The following is a 20,264-nucleotide window of genomic DNA, read 5'->3' as shown; positions in this document are numbered from 1 at the left end:
CGCCCCTCCAGCGGCAGTGCTACCTCGAAACAGGGGGCCTCGCCCACTGGCTTGAAATAGTTCGGCGTGGCACATACAGACGATGGCTGAAGGTGACACGCTCATCAACGCCCTGATTGGTGCCCTCCTGAACATCCTCATCTCCTCCTTCGTCCCGTTCGCGCCCGTCCTCGGCGGTGCGCTGGCGGCCTACCTGGAGGGCGGGTCCCGCGACGACGGGCTCCGCGTCGGCATCTACGCCGGCCTCATCTCGCTCGTCCCGCTCGTGTTGCTGTTCCTGTTCGTCGGGCCGTTCTTCCTGTTCATGCTGACTGGCGGGGCGGGAATGGGAGCGCCGCGGGCCTTCGGCGGCCTCGGCTTCGTCTTCATCGCGTTCGCGTTCGTCCTCGTCCTCGTCTACACGGTGGGACTGAGCGCGCTGGGCGGGTGGCTCGGGAATTACCTGAAGTACGATACCGATATCTAAAACACCCTCGCCCCCGGACGGGCAGGCATGGTCACATCGAGCGCCCCCGGGAAGGTGTATCTCTTCGGGGAACACGCCGTCGTCTACGGGGAGCCGGCGGTCCCGTGTGCCATCGAGCGCCGGGCACACGTCACAGTGGAGCAACGCGAGTCGGGAATGTCGGTCCACGCAGACGACCTCACGCTCGACGGGTTCACCGTCGAGTACGACGCCGAGACGGGTGGCCGTCCGGACGTGGAAGTCGCCGACTCGCTGGTCGAGGCCGGCGTCGGCTACGTCAACGAGGCCATCGAGCAGGCTAGGGACGCCGCCGACGCCGGGGACGTCGGCTTCGACATCACCGTCGAGAGTTCCATCCCGCTGGGGGCGGGTCTGGGCTCGTCGGCGGCCGTCGTCGTCGCGACCATCGACGCCGCGACGCGGGAACTCGGCGTCGAACTGGCTCCAGTGGACATCGCCCAGCGGGCCTACGAAGTCGAGTACGCGGTGCAGGACGGCGAGGCGTCCCGGGCGGACACCTTTTGCTCCGCGATGGGCGGGGCCGTCCGCGTCGAGGGCGACGACTGCCGGACGATAGCTGCCCCGGACCTCCCATTCGTCATCGGCTACGACGGTGGGGCCGGCGACACGGGAGCGCTCGTTGCGGGCGTCCGGAAACTCCGGGAGGACTACGGCTTCGCCGCCGACACGGTGGAGGCAATCGGCGACATCGTCCGGCAGGGCGAGACGGCACTCGCCGAGGGCGACCTGGCGGAACTCGGCCGCCTGATGAACTTCAACCACGGGCTGCTGGAGGCGCTGGGCGTCTCCTCGCGCTCGCTCGACGCGATGGTCTGGGCGGCCCGCGACGCCGACGCCCTCGGCGCGAAGCTCACGGGTGCGGGCGGCGGCGGCTGCATCGTCGCGCTCGACCGCACGCCGGAGACGAAGACGGCGCTGGAGTTCACCCCGGGCTGCGAGGAGGCGTTCCGTGCCGAACTCGACACTGAGGGAGTTCGCCAGGAGTCGCGATGACGACGGTGCTCAAACTCGGCGGCAGCGTCGTCACCGAGAAGGACTCCCCGGAGACGGTCGACCATGTGACGCTGGACGAGGTGGCGGCGGCGGTCGGTGCGGGCCTCGAAACCGACGACGGCACCGACCTCGTCGTCGTCCACGGTGGCGGCAGCTTCGGCCACCACCACGCTGCCGCCCACGAGGTCACCACAACCGATGGGACTCACGACGCGACCGCAGTGCGTGAGATTCACGGCGCGATGGGAGCACTGAACGAGGCGGTGCTCGACGCGCTGAGCGGCCACGGCGTCGAGGCGGTTCCCGTCCACCCGCTGTCGGTGGCTCACCGGAACGAGGACGGAGAACTCGACCTGCCCGCTGCGGGCGTCGACCGCATGCTCCGGGAGGGATTCGTCCCGGTTCTGCACGGCGACGTCGTTGCCCACGAGGGAAAAGGAGCGACGATTCTGAGCGGGGACGACATCGTGGTCTCGCTGGCGCAGTCACTGGCGGCGGACCGGGTCGGACTGTGCTCGACGGTTCCGGGCGTCCTCGACGAAGATGGGTCGGTCATTCCGACTGTCACGGCCTTCGAGGACGTCGCGGACGCCCTGGGGGGCAGCGACGCCACCGACGTGACCGGCGGGATGGCGGGGAAGGTGCGGGCGCTCCTGGACCTGGACGTGCCGGCGTCGATATTCTCGCCGGCCGACCTCTCGGTATTTCTGGCCGGTGGGACGCCCGGGACAGTCGTCCGCGGATAGCCGGCGACGCCGCCACAATCTATTAGTGTGTCGTTGTCCTCGGCGCTCATATGACAGCAATCCGGTCAGTCGCCAGTCTCAGGTACGGCATGCGCTTGTTCGGCTACCTGTTCGCCGTGCTCGTGGTCGGCGGCGGCCTCCTGGCCCTGGGCTACGAGGTCGGGTACGATGCTGCTACGACGTTCGTCGGTGACTGGTCCCTGAGTGCCGTCGAAGACACGTCCGACCTGGCTGCCGGTGGCATCCTCGCGCTGCTCGGCTCGTTCGTCCTCCTGAGCGGTGTCTTCGGCGTCCTCCACAAACTCGTCGCAGACAGCGTGGCCGTCGGCCTCGCGGAATCGACGCCGGCGACCGTCACTGGTCAGACACAGCCCGCGCCCGGCGCGGACGCGGCGGCCGGAAGCGCCGACGAGGAGTCGGAAGAACCCGCCGTCGAAAGTGAGGACACCGTGGAGATGGAGGCGTCGCACGAGGAACCGACCGAGTCCGAGCCAGCGCCGCCTGCGGAACCGTCCGAACCCGCAGGCCCGTCGACGCCGGCCCAGGAGCGAAGCGAGTCCCCCACGCGGGCAGCGACGAGGGGGACCGAACCGGGCGACAGAGCGCCGGACAACGCCACGCCGGCGGAGGGAGTCGACACCCCGCCAGAGCCCCAGTCCGGCGCGTCCGAGACCGCTGCCGACGAGCGGGAGTCGACGGACCGGGCGCAGGCGCAGGCTGCGTCCGAAACCGGGGGTGCCGACATCACGGAGCGGGGTCCGGAAGCAGACGAGGCACCCGCCGAAACGGACCCGTCGCTGTCGGAGATATTCGACGAGAACGCGGAGGGCGAACGCGTGCAGCAGGAAGCGGAAGAACAGACACGGCGGGGACAGCCCCCAGAGCCGCCAGAGCCGCCGGCGACGCAGGGGCGACGCGACCAGTCGAAGCCGTCGGCGTCCGGGACCGAGCCGGTGCCGGAGCCAGACGCGAACCGCGAGGAGACGCCGACCGACCCGGCGGACGAGTGGGAGAGCAAGGAACCCCAGTCGAAACGGGAGCCGACGCCCGAGGAGATCGCGTTCGGCACGAGCGGCGGGATGGACGACGGAACGACAGACGATGGGACGATAGATGACGGGACGATAGACGACGAGACGGAGGTCGACGACGCGACGGAAGAAGACACAGATGGGGAGTGGCGCGACGACCCGGATTCGACGGAGGACGCCGAGTGGGAGGAAGAGGACGCGAGCGGAGACGGGGAGTCGGGCCGGACCGTCGGGAACGCGTCCGGCACCGACCCGCTGGCGGACCCGGACGGGGAGTGAGCGGCGAACCCCCACAGTTTTTATCACCCGGACTGTTAGTCCTCAGTAACCGAGCGTACGGCCGTCCCAGGTACGCGGTGTGACGGCCGACGGACGCGTCCGTCCGGGACCCTCACGCGAGGGTGACCCGGTGTTCGCGACGCGTTCGGGAGACGCGAGTCGCTGCGCAGGCCGGTACCGACTGGACCTGCCGCGGGACTGGTCGCCAGTGTAGATTGCTGTCTTCCCCGTCGGCCGCCCGGTATCTGGCTGGGCCCCTCGGCGTGATACAATGGAAATCGAAATTGCAACGATAGGCGGTTACGAGGAAGTCGGTCGGCAGATGACTGCGGTTCGGGCCGGTGACGACGTGGTCATCTTCGACATGGGACTGAACCTCTCGAAGGTACTGATTCACGACAACGTCGAGACCGAGCGGATGCACTCGCTCGACCTCATCGACATGGGCGCGATTCCGGACGACCGCGTCATGTCCGACCTGGAGGGCGACGTCAAGGCCATCGTGCCGACCCACGGTCACCTCGACCACATCGGCGCCATCTCCAAGCTGGCCCACCGCTACGACGCCCCCGTCGTCGCGACCCCCTTCACCATCGAACTGGTCAAACAGCAGATTCAGGGCGAGGAGAAGTTCGGCGTCCAGAACGACCTCATCAAGATGGACCCCGGCGAGACGATGTCCATCGGCGAGCGCAACGAACTGGAGTTCGTCAACGTCACCCACTCCATCATCGACGCCATCAACCCGGTGCTTCACACGCCCGAGGGCGCAATCGTCTACGGGCTGGACAAGCGCATGGACCACACGCCGGTCATCGGCGACCCCATCGACATGGACCGGTTCCGCGAAATCGGCCGCGAGGGCGAGGGCGTCCTCTGTTACATCGAGGACTGTACGAACGCGGAGAAGAAGGGTCGCACGCCCAGCGAATCCGTCGCCCGTCGCCACCTCAAGGACGTCATGTACAGCCTGGAGGACTACGACGGCGGCATCGTCGCCACGACCTTTTCCAGCCACATCGCCCGCGTCAAGAGCCTCGTCGAGTTCGCCGACGACATCGGCCGTCAGCCGGTGCTGCTCGGCCGCTCGATGGAGAAGTACTCCGGCACCGCGGAACGGCTGGACTTCGTGGAGTTCCCCGACGACCTGGGGATGTACGGCCACCGGAAGTCCGTCGACCGGACGTTCAAGCGCATCATGAACGAGGGCAAGGAGAACTTCCTGCCCATCGTGACGGGCCACCAGGGCGAGCCGCGCGCGATGCTCACCCGGATGGGCCGCGGCGAGACCCCCTACGAACTGGACAACGGCGACAAGGTCATCTTCTCGGCGCGGGTCATCCCGGAGCCGACCAACGAGGGCCAGCGCTACCAGTCCGAGCGCCTGCTCGGCATGCAGGGCGCGCGCATCTACGACGACATCCACGTCTCGGGCCACCTGAACCGCGAGGGCCACTACGAGATGCTGGACGCGCTCCAGCCCAAGCACGTCATCCCGGCCCACCAGGACATGAAAGGCTTCGCTCCCTACGTCGACCTCGCGGAGAGCATGGGATACAAGATGGGCCGTGACCTCCACGTGACCCGGAACGGCAACCTCATCTCGCTGGTCGAGTGACGATGACTCGCCAGCAGACCGTCGAAACGGCACTCGTGGACCGGCGCGGGCAAGTCAACGACGCCATCGACGAGTACCTCCCGCTGGACGACCCCGAGGAACTCTACGAGGCGTCGCGGTACCTGCTGAAGGCCGGCGGCAAGCGACTGCGACCGACCGTCGTGTTGCTGACTGCCGAGTCGCTGGCCGACGTCCCGCCGCTGTCGACGGACTACACGGCTTTCCCGACGGCCGACGACCGGCAAATCGACATCATGCGGGCCGCCGTCAGCATCGAAATCATCCAGTCGTTCACGCTCATCCACGACGACATCATGGACGACGACGAGGTCCGGCGCGGCGTGCCGGCGGTCCACGAGGAGTACGGCCTCTCCACGGCCATCCTCGCGGGCGATACGCTGTACTCGAAGGCGTTCGAGACGATGCTGGAGACCGGTGCCCAGCCCGCACGGTCTGTCGATGCCATGTCGGAACTCGCGACCACCTGCACCGAGATATGCGAGGGTCAGTCGCTCGACATCAGCTTCGAACGCCGCGGTGCCATCGAACCGGACGAGTACCTGGAGATGGTCGAGCTGAAGACGGCCGTGCTGTACGCTGCCGCCGCGTCGATTCCCGCAATCTTGCTGGGGTACGACGAGGCAGTCGACCCGCTGCACGGCTACGGCCTCGACATCGGTCGGGCCTTCCAGATACAGGACGACCTGCTGGACCTGACGACGCCGACCGAGAAGCTCGGCAAGCAGCGCGGGAGCGACCTGGTCGAGCACAAACAGACGCTCATCACCGTCCACGCCCGCAACCAGGGCGTCGACGTCGACAACCTCGTCTCGTCTGACAGCGTCGAGGCGGTGACAGAGGCCGAAATCGAAGCCGCTGTGGACCGGCTTCGCGAGGCCGGGAGCATCCAGTTCGCCCGCGAGCGAGCGCAGGACCTCGTCGCGAGCGGGAAGGAGAACCTCGAGGTCCTCCCCGACAACGAGCCCAAACGGATGCTCGAAGGCGTTGCGGACTACCTCATCGAGCGCGACTACTGAGACCGGCCGCGTTCGGTGGGGCGTTCTACGAGCGAATTTTTATAGCGATGTCCCGAGTGCGAGACGACGCGAGGCCCAAGCGGCAGTTCCAGCTGGCGCGCCGGTGGGTTTTTGCGCGCGCTGGCCTACGCTCTACCCATGCCAGATGTGGTCCTCTACGGCGGCAAAGGGGGCGTCGGCAAGACGACCTGCGCGGCGGCGACGGGGTTGGCGGCCGCTCGCGCGGGCGAGGACGCGCTCGTCGTGTCGACGGACCCCGCCCACTCGCTCGGAGACGTGCTGGAGGCGGACCTGAGCGGCGACCCGGTCGAGATAGAGTCGGGGCTGTCCGCCGTGGAGACTGACCCGGCGAAGGGGACGGCACAGTACGAGGCGCTGTTCGAGGCGCTGGCAGACGACCTGGACGGGGCCGGCATCGACCTGGACGAAGCCGGACTCCGGGAGCTTTTCACCGCCGGCCTGTTGCCGGGCAGCGACGAACTGGCCGCGCTGGCCAACATCGAGACGTACGCCGAGGACGACCGCTGGGACCGGGTCATTTTCGACACGGCCCCGACCGGCCACACGCTCCGCCTGCTCGACTTGCCCGATGCCGTCGGGACCGGCGTCAAGACCGCACTGTCGGTCCGGGAACAGGTCTCCCGGAAGACCGACGCGGCGAAGACGATGCTGTTCGGTCCGTACGCGACGATGGGCCGGGACGACGCGGACGACACTGCCTTCACCGAGGTCTTGTCCGAGATGGAGCGCGTGGCGGCGGTCCTGCGCGACCCCGACCGGACGACCTTCCGGGTGGTCTGTCTCCCCGAACGGCTGGTGCTGTCCGAGACCGAGCGACTGGTCGCGCGACTCCGCGAGGCGGAGGTCCCCGTCGGGACGCTGGTGGTCAACCGGGTGCTGACGGAGGTCGACGAGGGGTGTGCGCGTTGTTCTGCACAGCAGGAACGGCAGCAGGAGGTTCTGTCGGAGATAGGCGAGGCGTTCCCCGACCTCGACAGGGTGGAACTCCCCGACCTGACCGGTCAGGCCGACGGCTGGGAGGCGCTGGAGACGATCGCCGACCGGCTCCCGCCGTAGCCGGCCGCGCAGGACTTATTCGGCTGTCGTGCGTCGACCGACAGCATGAGCGAACTGGTGACCCTGGAGATAGTCGACGAGACGGCGACGCTGACGCTGAACGACCCGGACGTGCGCAACGCCCTCACGGTCGAGATGGCCGAGGGCGTCCAGTCCGCTGTCGCGGAGGCGGAGGCCGAGAACGCGCGCTGTCTCGTCGTGGAGGGTGCCGGCGGCGTCTTCTGTGCCGGGGGCGACGTCGCGGCGATGATGGAGGGGGTCGCGGCGGACGTCGACATCGAGACCCGCATCGAGGACTACGCCCTGCCAGTCAACCGGGCGGTCCAGGCCGTCGCCGAGTGTCCGATGCCGTCCGTCGCGAAGGTGGACGGCCCCGCCTTCGGTGCCGGCGGGGCGCTCGCCATCGCCTGCGACGTCGTGTTGGCGAGCGAGCGGGCACGAATCAGCTTCGGGTTCCGGCAGGTCGGCCTCTCCGTCGACTCGGGCACCTCACACCTGTTGCCGCGTCTCGTCGGCGAGAACGTGGCGAAGGAACTGGTCTACACCGGCGAACTGGTCGAGAGCGACCGGGCCCTCGACCTCGGACTCGTCAATCACGTCTACCCGGAAGAGGAGTTCGACGAGCGGGCGGACGACCTCGTCGCCGACATCGCGAGCGGGCCGACCGTCGCACTGGAAGCGTCGAAACGGCTCCTCGAAGCCGGTCCGACGCGTGACATAGACGCTGCTATCGAGGCCGAAGCGGATGCGCTGGCGGAGACGATAGCCTCCGAGGACCACTCCGAAGGCGCGTACGCGTTCGCAGAGGGCCGGGAGCCCGAGTTCGAGGGCCGGTAGCGTTCCGTCGTCGTGCTCCGGTCACGGCGGAGCGACGAACGGGGTCTTTCTCGGCCTATCGTAAGTAACATTTTCTTACATGATAGACCAGGCAGGTAGAGATGGACGACGAGCCAGACTGGGAGTTCAGCCAGCGCGACGTCTGTATTCTCAAGGAGCTCTCGCGGGAGCCACAGCTCTCCTCGCGGGAACTCGCGCGGCGTCTGGAATCGAAGTACGACATCGACGTCTCCCACGTCACCGTCAGCGAGTCCGTGCGCAAGATGCGCGAGGAAGGCGTCTTTCGCGACGCGATTCTTATCAACGAGGCGTACTTCAACTTCGCGTTACTCGAGTTCAAGTTCGACGCCTCACACTTCGCGGACCGCTGGCGGGAGGCGATGGAGTTCATCCGGGACGACGAGCACACGCTCTTTTACTCCCTCTCGACGGGGACGTACCAGTGGAAGGCCATCATGCTGTTTCCCAGCCGCGCCGCCGAATCGCGGTGGGTCCACGAGTTCTACAAGCACCACGGGGACGTGGTCGAGAACGTCCGCAACCACGCCCTGCACAACGTGTTGAAGTTCCGAACGGACCCGGAACTTCTCGACGTACTGAGTGAAGAGTGAGAGTCGAGCCGGCACGGCACTACCGCCAGCGCTCTGGAGCTGTGGACCCGCCTACAGTTTGCGTTCCGCGTCCTCTGCGAGTTCCTTCATCCGCTTGCCGACCCGTCCGGCGTCGGAGAACTCGTCCTCGCTCATCGCGTTCGCCAGCGCGTTCCCGAGCACGAACACCGCGTGCTTGTGTTCGCTTTTGGACATGTGTACGTCGGCGGGGGTGACGTCGAGTTCGTCGTAGGCCTCGAACAGCGTCTCGTCCACGTGTTCGAGGTTTTTGAAGTAGTTCATGATAGTGACCATCTGTTCGTGGAGCTCCAGAAGCTCGTCTTTGTGCATTGTGGTATTCTATTGGACGGGTATCGTTTTAAGGATTGTTTGGGAGCCGCTACCAGAACACGGGGATGGGTACACCCGGTCGCGCCGCGCAGGACGGTATGTCAGAAGACGTACTCGTCGTCGTGTCCCATCATCCCATCCTCTTCGAAGCCCGGCTCCTCGTCCTCGTCACTCGGGCCACTCGTTTTGTACGCCTTCAGTCCGGTGGAGAGTAGGTCCTCGATTGCTTCCTCGCGGTTGAGGAACTCGCCCTGTTCGACCATCTGGGCGATCTGCATCTCGAGGTGTTCCGGAATCGTGATCTCTACCTTTGGCATCGCAACGTTGGAGCGTTCGACTGAGGGGCATTTAAACCTGACGGGGGGACTTCGGGATGACAAAAATCTATACGCAACGAGCAAAAAACTACTTTGCTACTGTTGGAGATTATGTTCGTTATCGCCGTATATTTCGTCTGTGCCCTGGCGGCGGCTGGAGCGGCCGTCGACGGCAGGCGCTCGGCCCGTTCCCGTGCGGACCGTATAGTTAGGCTCAAACGTCGGGAACACCAACGTGTGCCAGATGGAATCAGTGCGTGGTGACGGGCAACCCGTGCCGGTCTCGGAACTGACGGGCGCCGTCCGGTCGCGAGCAATCGACCGGACGTCGGTCGGCTCGTTCCTGCACGCCGTCACGCGTCCCCGGCTGGCCTGGGGCGACGCCACGACCACGATGGTCGCTGGCGGGACGGCGGCGATGATAACGGCCGACGGACGCGACCGGTTCGGGACCGTCCGGGCGGGCGTGGAAGACCTCTTCGACGGGCTCTCCGTGCCCGACGGCGTTCACCACGACGCGCGGCCGCGGCTGTTCGGCGGGTTCGCCTTCCACGAGGGTCACGCCGAGCCGAACGCGAGCGAACTCTGGCACGGCTACCCCGGCGCACGCTTCGTGCTGCCGTCGGTCCAGTTGACGATGACCACGAGCGGTGCGTGGCTGACCGCCGCTGCCACGGGCGCGGACGCCACCGGTCGCGCCGAGGAGACCCTGGACGAGTGGGAGTCCCGACTCGCCTCCCTCCCGGCGTTCGAGGCGACGGGCCGCCCCGGTATCGCGCGGAAGCGGCCTACCCCGTCCAAGGAGGGCTGGCGCGACCAGGTGACTGCGGCCACCGAGAAGGTCCGCCGTGGCGACCTGCAGAAGGTCGTGCTGGCACAGGCCCTGAACGTTGACCTCGACAGGCCCGTCGACGCCCCGAGTGCCCTCTCGCGACTGGGCGAGACCTACCCCGGGTGCTTCAGGTTCCTGTTCGAACCGGCCGTCGGGGGTACGTTCTTCGGAGCCACCCCGGAGCGGCTGGTGACGCTGCAGGGACGGACGGTCAGGACGGAGGCGCTGGCTGGCTCGACCGGCCGCGGCGACACGGCGTCCGAGGACGAGTGGCTGGCGGCCGAACTCCGCGAGAGCGAGAAGGACGTCCACGAACACCAGCTCGTCGTGGAGGCGATACGCGAACAGCTCGCACCGCTCGCGTCCGAGATTCGGACCGGGAGCCGGACGGTCCGCCGGCTGGACACCGTCCAGCACCTCCAGACGCCGATTCGCGCGGAACTGGCGAGCGACGCACACGTGCTCTCGCTGGTCGAGGCGCTGCATCCGACCCCCGCGGTCGGTGGGCTCCCGCCGGACGGCGCGTTGCGGACCATCCGCGAGACGGAGGCGTTCGACCGCGGCTGGTACGCCTCGCCCATCGGCTGGCTCGACGCCGACGGCGACGGCACCTTCGCCGTCGCCATCAGGTCTGCGCTGGCCGCCGACAGCACGGCGACGCTGTTCGCCGGCGCGGGTATCGTCGCCGACAGCGACCCCGACGAGGAGTACGACGAACTACAACTGAAGTACGGCCCGATGCTCGACGAACTCGAATGACGGCACCGAACAGGAACACGCTCTGGGGACGCGTCATCGCCGACGAACTGGCGGCGGCCGGCCTGGAGGCCGTCTGTATCTCGCCGGGGAGCCGCTCGACGCCGCTCACCGTCGCCTTCGCGGCCCACCCCGACATAACGGTCTTCTCGCACCTGGACGAGCGGTCGAGCGCCTTCTTCGCGCTCGGACGGGGCCGCCGCACGGGAGCGCCGACGGCCGTCGTCTGCACGTCCGGGACCGCCGCAGCGAACTTCCACCCGGCGGTGCTGGAAGCCAGCGAGGCACGGGTTCCGCTACTCCTCCTCACCGCCGACCGCCCGCCGGAACTCCGGGACAGCGGCGCGAACCAGACCACCGACCAGGAGAAGCTCTACGGGGACGCCGTCCGCTGGTACCGGACGCTACCCGAACCGGAAGCCGAGGACCGGAAAGTCCGGTCGCTCCGGACGACGATGGCCCGGGCATACCGAGAGACGACGGGAGCGAAACCCGGGCCGGTCCACCTCAACGTCCCCTTCCGCAAGCCGCTGGAACCGACCGAGGTGCCCGGCGACGTGCCCGACTCGTTCGGGCGGGACGCGCCTCTGGCCGCCGAAGGACGCGACGGGCCGTACCTGCGGACGACGGCCGGCCGGGTTGAGCCGTCGGGCGATACCGTCCAGACCGTCGCTGCGGCCATCGAGAACGCCGAGAGGGGGCTCGTCGTCTGTGGCCCCGCGGATTCGCCGGGCCCGGACCGGGCGGCAGTCGCCAGCGTCGCTGAAGCGACCGGGTTCCCGGTGCTCGCGGACCCGCTCTCGGGTGCCCGGTTCGGTCCAGAGACCCGCTCGCCCACCGTCTGCGGCGGGTACGACTCCTACCTGGACGGCGTCGAGGACTGGCCCGAGCCGGACGTCGTCGTCCGGACCGGGGCCTCGCCCACGTCGAAGGTGCTCCGGAAGTACCTGGCCGGCGTCGAGGCGCGACAGTTCGTGGTCGACCCCGCAGGGGGCTGGCGCGAGGCGGAGTTCACCGCGACGGACCTCGTCGTCGCCGACCCGACCGCGCTATTCGAGGCGGTGGCGGACGAGGTGACGGCCCCCGGAGAGCCGGCATGGGCCGAACGCTTCGGCGAGGCCGAACGGGCGTACTGGGATTTGGTCGGAGAGGCCTGCGAGGAGCGGTTCTTCGAAGGGGCGGTGCTGCACGACGTGGCCAGTCAGTGCCCCGACCCGGCGACGCTCTTTGTCTCCAACAGCATGCCGGTGCGTGACCTGGACCGGTTCGGCAAGCCGCGGGCCGCGGCGATTACGACGCTCGGGAACCGCGGCGTCAGCGGTATCGACGGCGTCACCTCGACGGCGCTGGGGGCCGGCAGCGCGACGGACGACCCGCTCGTGCTCGTGACCGGCGACATCGCCTACTACCACGACATGAACGGCCTGCTCGCGCTGGCGCGCTGCGACGTCGACGCCACGATCGTCCTCGTCAACAACGACGGCGGCGGCATCTTCCACAAACTCCCCATCGAGAACTTCGACCCGCCGTTCACCGAGCAGTTCGAGACGCCCCACGGTCTGGACTTCGAGCCCACCGGGGACCTCTATGACCTCGACTTCCGGCGGGTGGACGGCCGCGGGGAGTTCCAGCGGGCCTTCGACGCGACAGTCGGCGACGGCGGGACAACGGTGCTCGAAGTCCGGACGGACGCCACCGAGAGCCACCGCTTCCGGGAACGGTTGCACGACCGGGTCTGCGACCAGGTTCCCTGAGTCGCGTCAGGACTCGTCGTTGACGTTCTCGCCGACCTGTGCGTCGACCAGCGTCTCGTCCTCGGGGTCGATGAGCAGCCAGACTTCGTCGTCGGCCATCTCGGCGCTCGCACGGGCGCGGAACTCGTCGACGACGTCGCCCAGCGGGTCGCGGACGTCCTCGCTGGACAGGGGTCGCTCGGTGCGGACGACGTACTCCCTGGACTCGGGTGTGGGCACCCGGTCCTCGAAGCCGTGCTTCTCGGAGGCGAGAAAGCCGCAGTCGGGGCAAGCCCACCCGGAGACGACCTGCTTCAGTTCGGTCACGTAGATGACCTGGAGGTGCTCGCCGCAGTCCGGACAGGGCCTGTCGCTGACTTCTATCGTCATCTGGTCGTACGCCGACCGAGAGTCCCTACCGTCTCCAATCTATCGCTCTGCCCCGGAGCTACCAGCCAGGCGAGAGGTGTCTGACACACCACTAAGTGTGAGCCCGGGCAATCGCGTGCCAACCCGACACACTCCGGAGGAGAGGCGACACATGGGCGCACACGAACCGGCACACGCCGGACAGGTCCTGGCGAACCGGCGACCGACCGACGCGGACGAGAGCGGCCACCACTGCGGGTTCTGCGGGACCGCCATCGTCGCGGGCGACGAGGAACACGTCGAGCACTGCATCCCGACGGACGACGGGCGGAGCGAACACCGCGAACGGTACTGCAGCCCCAGTTGCTTCATCCGGGAGATGCAACACCTAGGCGGTATCGGCACCGGCGAGTGAGTGTCACATTCGGAACGATTGGAGCAACTGTTAAGTGTGTTAGATACTAACACACACGTGAAGCCCTGGTGCGCGGGGTTTCCGGCGGGAATGACCGTCGCAGGTTCCGACTATTGGCACCGCAGTCAAGCCAGCGCGCCCGGTGCAGTCCGGCCGGATGCACCGCGGCATTCCGGTTTTGCAGATGCCATTTTTTGCCGTTCCACTTCCGCCCCGGAGGGGAGACGCTTAACCCACTTCGCCGGCTACCGCCGTGTATGCGCGACGGGACGCTCCCGGGAGTGAGCGAGGACGGTCCCCGCGTCATCTGTCACGTCGACATGGACTGTTTCTACGCGGCCTGCGAGCGCCTGCGCGAGCCAGCACTCCGTGGCCAGCCCCTCGTCGTCGGGTGGTTTTCTCACCCTTAATTTCCAACACATCACAACACTGACCGACGTGTCCACGTGTTTCACATTCCATCGTGTCTCACGGGTTTCCCGTAGTGGACTTCACCTGTGTCGTCGTGGCCTACAAATCTAGAATTGGGTGTCGCGGCAAATATTTCTGCTATACCCGTTGTGAGGGGAAGACACCGTGAGATACGGTGGAGTGGTTGGGCGGTCGGGTTCGGGCCGCTCGCTTGGCGTCAGATGCGGGGCATCATGACGCCTGCGCTCGGGCCCCGAACGCCGACGCGCCCTCCGTTCAAACGCGCACTGAGGTTGAATGATGTTGGTCGATACTTCTATTAGTCAAACTACACAACTCATAGCCATATGGATGCCATCAGAATAGCACACCGCGTCTATGAGTGGTACTCCAAGGGAGGTCGGTGGGAGACGATCGGAAAGGCAGCGGTGTCTGTTCTCAGTCTGTTGTACGGTCTCGGTATCATCTTCAAGATACCACTGATCGGCGTCCTCATCGTCATGCCGCTCTATGTTATCGGATTGGCTCTCATTGTCCTCCCTAAATTCGGCCCGACTGTAACCAAAGTATTGGACCTCGTAGGGGTAATTCAACTTTCACCACAACAGGAAACAGTACGTCAAGGGATTGGTCTCATTACAGGAATCGAAGACAAGATTGAGTTTGTGAGAGAGTTCTTGTTTGGCCGTTTTACGTAGAGTCTGATTATCTCCGTGGAACAGATTGCTTGTCGGCTCCACCACGATAGATCTGACAGTCTTTGACAAAGGAACTGAAGTTTGAAAAATATTGTCTCGTTTAATATTGTATGTACGTTGTTTACACAAACTTCCGTATGCTTTGTTAATTATTTCTGTTAACCACACAAAACTTATCAGGCAACGAATTGACAACTAAAATGGAGGTGAGAACCACATGGTAGAAGCAGCGGCCTACGCGGTCATCGAAGCCACAGTGTACGTGATGGTGATTGCGACGTTCGTCGGGGCGTTGTCGGGACTCCTCGACCAGTAGCCTCCCCTTCTTGGTACTACCTACTCCACTCCTGCGCCTTCCTCCTACTCGGTGAAGATCTCCAACTTCGCACCCCCCAGAATCCGATCAGGAAATATTCGAGTATCACTATGCTCGTTATGACCAGCATTTCAATGGTCATACATGAAAAAGAGGTGTCGGTACACTTGAATGGATGGGGTGGGGGGTACCCTCAGCATTTATTTGGCCCCCTCACGGGACCCTTACTCTACGTAGTGTTCACGGGTTCCTCGAACCCCTCTCTGTAGCACTCCCAACACGGAATCTCGTAATCGCCGTTCCAGACCGTACACTCACAGTCGTCGGGTCGTCCACTATCTGAATCCCGTTCGTCCCTGTTCTCCTCGGTCTGAGGCTGGGGGTTGTCGTCGGGAATTACCCCTCCGTCGGCGGCTGCCGCGGTGGTCTCGACGTGTTCCCCGAGCTGTGGGTCCACTGCCTCGGTGTCGACCCACGCGGGGACCTGCCACTGTCCCGTGGCGAAGCGAACACGGCGTTCGTGCTTGCATCTCTCGTCGTCGCTGAGGTTGTGTTGCTTGTCGGGGCACGAGCAACGGCCTTCCAGAGCGTCCACTCGGTACTCGCTACCGCTCTCCGTGGTGACGGAGTACACGTCCCCACCGCGCGGCAGAACAGTCATCTTCTCGGTGAGTGCCCGCACGTCCCGCTGGTCGAGGTCGGTACTGCTGTCGTGGGGCTTATCTGCCCCATCGTCGTAGGCTTGCATGGTCTGACACCAGACCACTGCTGCGGTGTTCCAGCACCGCGGCGTTTCTCCGTGAAACGCGCTCGTGGCCTACCTGCATGTACATCATCCATCCACTTATAGATAGATGATTGTATTCGTATACTTACCTACTGCTATCGCCGTACCCTATGCTAAAAACAGGAACAAACAATTAGTAACCCGATACTACGTCTGATTAGTGACACTCAGCAGAGATTCGCGCTGATGTCGATGCTCTCGACTTCGAGGGTATCGGGGTAAGCGCGGATCGTCGCCTGAATCCACCCGTCACGTCATCCAAACGTAGACCTCAACAGTGTAGTGAGATTAAGCCGCCAAAGAGTTCAAGAACTGTAAACCCGAATCCAGAAAATTCTCAAATCCGAAGCAGCCCTGGCATCTATTTACGATATGCCCAAAGATAGACCACTCGACCGATTCACCACAGAGCGGCAAGAAGAACTATTCGGCTATCTTTGGTCCGATGACGAATTTACTGCCGAAACAACTGTACCTGAAGTCTACCAGATTGCACTCGTTCTCTACGGAACAAGACCAGGATGTAATATCGGTTTGAGCCGATATGCGACAGCTCGTGACGCGGCTGAGATATCTGCATCGACTCCCCCTTCATACTGGGACGATGCTTTGTATCCATTCCTCGATAACTTCGATATTCCCTACGTTCACAACACCACAGCAGTGGAAGCGGAAAACGGAATAATTCAACTCAATACGAACTACTACATCTCCTACGACTCCGAACGGAGAGACCGATTGAGAGACCATTTCGAAACTTCCTCGCGGTGGGGTGTAACTGAGCGAGAAACGCATGTCGCTATTGGGCGGTTTCTGGGATATCCCGAACGTGTTATCCAAGAGTGGTGTGACATGAGGGTGGGCGGAGAAAGACTGTTTGAGACGCTCACGGATGAGGAGATTCTCAACGCTCTCGACCTACCTGGAACACTGACTGAGTATTATAATGTTGATCCATCTGGATTTATCAAATACCTGTTGCCGTACGTCATACCAGTCTCAGCAGCACCCTGCCAAGACCGAGTCTTCAGGGATGCACGAGACTTCCTTCGTGACGGCTTTCGACTGTCGGTAGAGTACGACGTGCCACTGTTATCACTCCTCTTTGCCACCTATAGGATTTGGAACGGGGAGTCTGTGGAGACTATCTCTGCTGATTTGGGCTTATCAGGATGACCGACTTAGCGAGAGAGGGTACTTCAATACACCAACTGTGGGAAGAAAGAGCAGTGTCGAGAGCGTCTACAAGATGCGGTAAGCCTGTTGCGGACTACGCTCAGACTCTAACTTATCAACGACTTTCTCGACAAGTGCTGATGCAGCCAACTGCTTCAGTTCCTCGGCCATCGTATCCGACTGAAATTCACCAGCCCACTCGGGATCGTACACGTCGGTCCTGTCGATGATGGTCGTTGCGTAGGTCGGTGAGTCGACAAACCGCTCGTGCGCCCGTGCGAACTGCCGTAGTTCGCCCAACCGAACTTCCCCGTCTGACTCGATTTGCTCCGTGGCTTTCGCCTCGATATCGGTCATGAGCTGTGCAACGCCCGTGGCAGAACTTTCATTTTCTGCCGTGTCGAACTTCATCATGGGTTGCTCCAACCCACTGCGTCAGTGCTCCTACACTGGCGCTTTCTGCGAGCGCGAACACGCAGTGAGTTACATCAACGTAGCACACCTTGCTACTTAATTCCCTCTAAAAATCTGATATGTGTTCTGTTCGCATTGGGTGTTTATAACCATTTCCACGGAGAGAGGGGCCACAACCACCCATAGTCAAAATTACGTTAAGAAGCGTATGTGTCAGGACACGGGGAGGTGGTCCCCCTCTCGGGACTGAACCGCCCCGCGCCTGCGGACTACCCGCCCCCGTCACGGTTCCATGTGAGGCGGACCTACACCACCAGTCTGCTGAGTCTCAGAATTTCTCAGTCTGAGACGTGCCATAATCGGAATCCACCGAACACGTCAGATATATCATATATCCTAGGTTTTAAGGTCAAGAGGGCCGATGTATGGCACAAGCGCAGTCTACGCTATCTATCATATCGCGTCTGGGGACAGGGGAACGCTCGGGTGGTTTCACTGAGGGAAGGCAAGGGTCCCCACGATCTGCACAGGCTTGCAAACAACCGCGAACCAGCAGACACAGACATGAGTAAGTTCGATTTCGACGCAGTAGAACAGATTGGCGAAGTGCATCCCGACTACGTCGGGCACCTCCTGCGGCACCGAGATACCAGAATCGAGGTTCACCACGGGGACACCTGCCTGATGACCATTGAGGACCCCACGAAAAGTCAGGTGGCACGGCCTCGAATCCATCGCATGAACGGGCGGAAACAGGTGTCGTTCAAACTCTCGGCTGTCGTGGAATGGCCGAGAGTTGATGTGAGTGAGCGGCTGGACGACGTGGCCGACGACGCCAAGACCACCGACGACACCGACGATGACGTAGAGGGCGGGGACAATGAGGACGACGAGGACGACTACGAGGACCACATGACGTTCACTCTCGGGGACGGTCCCGCAGATGGTGGTGAGGATGACGATGAGTGATACTCACGGGGAATCACGGACCATCGAGGGCGACGACATCCCCGAGGGTGGTGTGGTCTTACAATCGGGTGCCGTACTCGGTCCCGATGGTGACCTCTTGGGCTACCTCGACCCCGATGAGCACCGCGACGATGCAGTTCTTCAAGATGAGATTCCAGAGGAAGCAGAGGGGTGTGAGTGACCATGCCGAAGGCGACACTGCGTCCCGTCGGCGGCGACGGGACGGACCCGCTCGTCGCACACAATCCCAGTGAGGCAACTGCCTCGCGAGTGTACGTCAACGAGCTACGCATCCCCGTCGCCGACGTGGATGTCCACATCCGCAACGAGGGGCCACTCGCCATCACGCGCTACGCCGAGGTGGAGTTTCCGTCCCCGTACAACGGACAGGATTACCTCGATGCCTTCCGTGGGTCGCGTCCGAGTCTCCAGTCGGATTGGGACACGCTCCGTATCGAGTTGCGCGACACCGTCACAGGTGAGTACCACACGGAGTTTCACGGCCTCGTGACGGGGGTTGGCTCCAGTGCCAGCGACAACGACCGTATCTACAAAGCACGAGCACGAGGGCCTGGACACTTCCTCGACAAGCAGGCGACCAACATCAAACTGGACGAGTTCGACCTCGCATACGGCCTCGACAGGATCACGGACGCCCTCGACGGTGTCTTTCCGTTCCCCGTCGTCTCCGCGCTCGGTGAGGACGCACAGGCCCCGCAGGCGACGGACCCCGAGGGACAGGCAAACGTTGGTGGGATTGGCGTCCCCAGTCAGTACGTCGCCGAGGAGAACCCACGCATCGGCTCGAAAAAGCACTTCCGTGCGAACAGGCACACATTGGCCGATGTCGTCGACTACGTCGCCGAGAAGACGGGTGCCGACATCTGGCTCCAACCAGTTGAAGACGGTGCCGTCCTGACGACGGTGAGCGACGTTACGCACGAGTATCGGGCACACTACCTCGACCAGCAGTCGAGTGAGTCCGTCGGCGGTGGGTCGTCCCGCGACATCTCGGTGACAGCGGGGGACAGTGCCGAAGCGGATACCACGCCCGAGCGGGTGGCGCAGATCATCGCCAACGACGCACTGTCCGAGCTACGGCCCGTGAATAGTGCCGTGGCGAAGGGGCAAGCGGAGGCCAGTTACGGTGCGGATACCGACATCGGCCTCTCCGTCACTAACCAGTACGCAAAGGTCACGGCCCGCCACGAGACCCTGTACGAACGTGCTGGTCGGACGGAGTTGACCCCTGGCCCCTACGTCGAGAGCGACGGACAGAACGCCGAGGAGGTTGCCAACGACGCTGTGAGTGCGCTGAAAGAGGCGCTACGTGGTGCGACAGGCGGGGATATGACCACTCGACTCGTGGCTCCTGTCCTCCCCTTCGATACCATCAGAGCGAAACCTACGTGCCGTGGGCAATCTCTGAGCGATACCGACCCACTGACCTACGAGGTGCATCGGGTCCACCATCACATTCCCAATTCGGGCATCCCAACGACGACGCTCAACGTCGGTGTCGCCGTCCGTGACGAGGATATCGTTACCGAACGCTCTTGGGAATCTGTCGGTACGTGAGAGGGGGTGTAGGTCCGTAGCAGTCGACGGATTTTCTCTACTCCTTGCTCTGTTCTTCTGGTATTTGCTTGCGCTCGTATTCGACGGGGCGTTTGAATAGCAGAAGATTCGTTTTCGATCCTTCTGTCCCAGTCATTCCGACATCGTCGGCAGCACCCTCGATAGTAGCGATCAACTCCCAACCATCCTTGCCGAATTGATTGAGTTCCTCCGCAGATGGCCCATCTCCCTTCCCAATACCGTCTTTTAGCATCGAGCGAATCCCGTCTTCAGGTCCCTTCCGTATGTCGAGTACGGCGTACTCCCATTGTTGAATCCCATCGTCAGTCGTGGCTTCCCAGCGGTCACTAAACGTGGGTTCATCGTCACTGTCGTCGGTGGTGAACAATCCCATGTCGCGCCCCACTCCCACGACTTTCAAAAGTATTGTCACGTTGTGGCCTCAGA

At 63.8% G+C, this 20,264-nt stretch carries 23 protein-coding genes and 1 pseudogene; 18 read left to right on the top strand and 6 right to left on the bottom strand.

The annotated features are described in order from the left end of the window. The first annotated feature begins 82 nt into the window (after positions 1 to 82). From WDJ57_RS01850 to WDJ57_RS01810, 9 genes are all read left to right on the top strand, one after another. A complete protein-coding gene (locus tag WDJ57_RS01850) occupies positions 83 to 466 on the top strand; it encodes a DUF5518 domain-containing protein (protein WP_338903361.1) in 384 nt (127 codons plus the stop codon). Between the two features lie 27 nt (positions 467 to 493). Beyond that, positions 494 to 1,480 carry a mevalonate kinase gene (mvk, locus tag WDJ57_RS01845; protein WP_338903359.1) on the top strand — a complete coding sequence of 329 codons (987 nt, stop codon included), beginning with the start codon at positions 494 to 496 and terminating at the stop codon, positions 1,478 to 1,480. After that, positions 1,477 to 2,226: an isopentenyl phosphate kinase gene (locus tag WDJ57_RS01840; RefSeq protein ID WP_338903356.1), complete on the top strand. Its 750-nt coding sequence runs from the start codon at positions 1,477 to 1,479 to the stop codon at positions 2,224 to 2,226. The genes mvk and WDJ57_RS01840 overlap by 4 nt, the downstream gene beginning before the upstream one ends. A gap of 50 nt (positions 2,227 to 2,276) precedes the next feature. After that, positions 2,277 to 3,536, top strand: coding sequence for a hypothetical protein (locus WDJ57_RS01835; protein ID WP_338903353.1), 1,260 nt, complete (start codon positions 2,277 to 2,279; stop codon positions 3,534 to 3,536). A 271-nt stretch (positions 3,537 to 3,807) separates the two neighbouring features. Next, positions 3,808 to 5,154 carry a ribonuclease J gene (locus WDJ57_RS01830; protein WP_338903350.1) on the top strand — a complete coding sequence of 449 codons (1,347 nt, stop codon included), beginning with the start codon at positions 3,808 to 3,810 and terminating at the stop codon, positions 5,152 to 5,154. 2 nt (positions 5,155 to 5,156) lie between these two features. After that, positions 5,157 to 6,191, top strand: coding sequence for a geranylfarnesyl diphosphate synthase (idsA3, locus tag WDJ57_RS01825; protein ID WP_338903348.1), 1,035 nt, complete (start codon positions 5,157 to 5,159; stop codon positions 6,189 to 6,191). Between the two features lie 138 nt (positions 6,192 to 6,329). Beyond that, entirely contained in the window at positions 6,330 to 7,268 is a 939-nt protein-coding gene (locus WDJ57_RS01820; protein WP_338903346.1) for an ArsA family ATPase, read from the top strand. Between the two features lie 45 nt (positions 7,269 to 7,313). Next, the gene (locus WDJ57_RS01815) at positions 7,314 to 8,105 is read left to right on the top strand and encodes an enoyl-CoA hydratase/isomerase family protein (protein ID WP_338903344.1); all 792 of its coding nucleotides are present in this window, start codon (positions 7,314 to 7,316) and stop codon (positions 8,103 to 8,105) included. Positions 8,106 to 8,206: 101 nt separating this feature from the next. After that, positions 8,207 to 8,716, top strand: coding sequence for an Lrp/AsnC family transcriptional regulator (locus WDJ57_RS01810; RefSeq protein ID WP_338903341.1), 510 nt, complete (start codon positions 8,207 to 8,209; stop codon positions 8,714 to 8,716). Positions 8,717 to 8,767: 51 nt separating this feature from the next. On the opposite strand, the gene WDJ57_RS01805 is transcribed toward WDJ57_RS01810, so the two are convergent. Continuing rightward, positions 8,768 to 9,046 carry a UPF0058 family protein gene (locus WDJ57_RS01805; RefSeq protein WP_338903339.1) on the bottom strand — a complete coding sequence of 93 codons (279 nt, stop codon included), beginning with the start codon at positions 9,044 to 9,046 and terminating at the stop codon, positions 8,768 to 8,770. Between the two features lie 101 nt (positions 9,047 to 9,147). Continuing rightward, on the bottom strand, positions 9,148 to 9,363 hold the full coding sequence (locus WDJ57_RS01800) for a ribbon-helix-helix domain-containing protein (RefSeq protein ID WP_338903336.1): 216 nt from the start codon (positions 9,361 to 9,363) through the stop codon (positions 9,148 to 9,150). 244 nt (positions 9,364 to 9,607) lie between these two features. Between WDJ57_RS01800 and WDJ57_RS01795 the strand changes: the two genes are divergently transcribed. Both WDJ57_RS01795 and menD read left to right on the top strand, forming a co-directional pair. Further along, the gene (locus tag WDJ57_RS01795) at positions 9,608 to 10,954 is read left to right on the top strand and encodes an isochorismate synthase (protein WP_338903333.1); all 1,347 of its coding nucleotides are present in this window, start codon (positions 9,608 to 9,610) and stop codon (positions 10,952 to 10,954) included. Continuing rightward, the gene (gene menD / locus WDJ57_RS01790) at positions 10,951 to 12,705 is read left to right on the top strand and encodes a 2-succinyl-5-enolpyruvyl-6-hydroxy-3-cyclohexene-1-carboxylic-acid synthase (protein ID WP_338903332.1); all 1,755 of its coding nucleotides are present in this window, start codon (positions 10,951 to 10,953) and stop codon (positions 12,703 to 12,705) included. The genes WDJ57_RS01795 and menD overlap by 4 nt, the downstream gene beginning before the upstream one ends. A 6-nt stretch (positions 12,706 to 12,711) precedes the next feature. Here the strand turns inward: menD and WDJ57_RS01785 are convergent, their stop codons facing one another. Beyond that, positions 12,712 to 13,074, bottom strand: coding sequence for a DUF5795 family protein (locus tag WDJ57_RS01785; RefSeq protein ID WP_338903331.1), 363 nt, complete (start codon positions 13,072 to 13,074; stop codon positions 12,712 to 12,714). A 151-nt stretch (positions 13,075 to 13,225) separates the two neighbouring features. Here WDJ57_RS01785 and WDJ57_RS01780 point away from each other — a divergent pair, with 151 nt between their 5' ends. From WDJ57_RS01780 to WDJ57_RS01770, 3 genes and pseudogenes are all read left to right on the top strand, one after another. Beyond that, positions 13,226 to 13,468 (top strand): hypothetical protein, encoded by a 243-nt coding sequence (locus WDJ57_RS01780; RefSeq protein ID WP_338903329.1) that lies wholly within the window; start codon positions 13,226 to 13,228, stop codon positions 13,466 to 13,468. Between the two features lie 257 nt (positions 13,469 to 13,725). After that, positions 13,726 to 13,875 (top strand): annotated as a pseudogene (locus tag WDJ57_RS01775) (DNA polymerase IV); the annotation flags it as partial. Positions 13,876 to 14,226: 351 nt separating this feature from the next. After that, positions 14,227 to 14,577 (top strand): hypothetical protein, encoded by a 351-nt coding sequence (locus WDJ57_RS01770; RefSeq protein WP_338903327.1) that lies wholly within the window; start codon positions 14,227 to 14,229, stop codon positions 14,575 to 14,577. A 545-nt stretch (positions 14,578 to 15,122) separates the two neighbouring features. On the opposite strand, the gene WDJ57_RS01765 is transcribed toward WDJ57_RS01770, so the two are convergent. Next, the gene (locus tag WDJ57_RS01765) at positions 15,123 to 15,641 is read right to left on the bottom strand and encodes a hypothetical protein (RefSeq protein ID WP_338903325.1); all 519 of its coding nucleotides are present in this window, start codon (positions 15,639 to 15,641) and stop codon (positions 15,123 to 15,125) included. Between the two features lie 411 nt (positions 15,642 to 16,052). On the opposite strand from WDJ57_RS01765, the gene WDJ57_RS01760 reads away from it, so the two are divergent. Next, positions 16,053 to 16,856: a hypothetical protein gene (locus WDJ57_RS01760; RefSeq protein WP_338903324.1), complete on the top strand. Its 804-nt coding sequence runs from the start codon at positions 16,053 to 16,055 to the stop codon at positions 16,854 to 16,856. A 66-nt stretch (positions 16,857 to 16,922) separates the two neighbouring features. Here WDJ57_RS01760 and WDJ57_RS01755 read toward each other — a convergent pair whose 3' ends face one another. Continuing rightward, a complete protein-coding gene (locus tag WDJ57_RS01755; protein ID WP_338903323.1) occupies positions 16,923 to 17,270 on the bottom strand; it encodes a hypothetical protein in 348 nt (115 codons plus the stop codon). 564 nt (positions 17,271 to 17,834) lie between these two features. Between WDJ57_RS01755 and WDJ57_RS01750 the strand changes: the two genes are divergently transcribed. From WDJ57_RS01750 to WDJ57_RS01740, 3 genes are read left to right on the top strand one after another with little or no spacing between them, the layout of a single operon-like run. Then, positions 17,835 to 18,239 carry a hypothetical protein gene (locus WDJ57_RS01750; protein ID WP_338903321.1) on the top strand — a complete coding sequence of 135 codons (405 nt, stop codon included), beginning with the start codon at positions 17,835 to 17,837 and terminating at the stop codon, positions 18,237 to 18,239. Beyond that, complete coding sequence (locus WDJ57_RS01745) at positions 18,232 to 18,420, top strand: hypothetical protein (protein WP_338903319.1); 189 nt, start codon at positions 18,232 to 18,234, stop codon at positions 18,418 to 18,420. The genes WDJ57_RS01750 and WDJ57_RS01745 overlap by 8 nt, the downstream gene beginning before the upstream one ends. 2 nt (positions 18,421 to 18,422) lie before the next feature. Further along, positions 18,423 to 19,817 carry a hypothetical protein gene (locus WDJ57_RS01740; RefSeq protein ID WP_338903318.1) on the top strand — a complete coding sequence of 465 codons (1,395 nt, stop codon included), beginning with the start codon at positions 18,423 to 18,425 and terminating at the stop codon, positions 19,815 to 19,817. 37 nt (positions 19,818 to 19,854) lie between these two features. Here the strand turns inward: WDJ57_RS01740 and WDJ57_RS01735 are convergent, their stop codons facing one another. Then, a complete protein-coding gene (locus WDJ57_RS01735; RefSeq protein ID WP_338903315.1) occupies positions 19,855 to 20,211 on the bottom strand; it encodes a DUF4177 domain-containing protein in 357 nt (118 codons plus the stop codon). Positions 20,212 to 20,264 lie beyond the last annotated feature (53 nt).

The sequence above is a fragment of the Salinibaculum sp. SYNS191 genome (assembly GCF_037338445.1).
Classification (GTDB): Archaea; Halobacteriota; Halobacteria; order Halobacteriales; family Haloarculaceae; genus Salinibaculum; species Salinibaculum marinum.
This window is presented reverse-complemented; position numbering and strand designations above follow the sequence as displayed.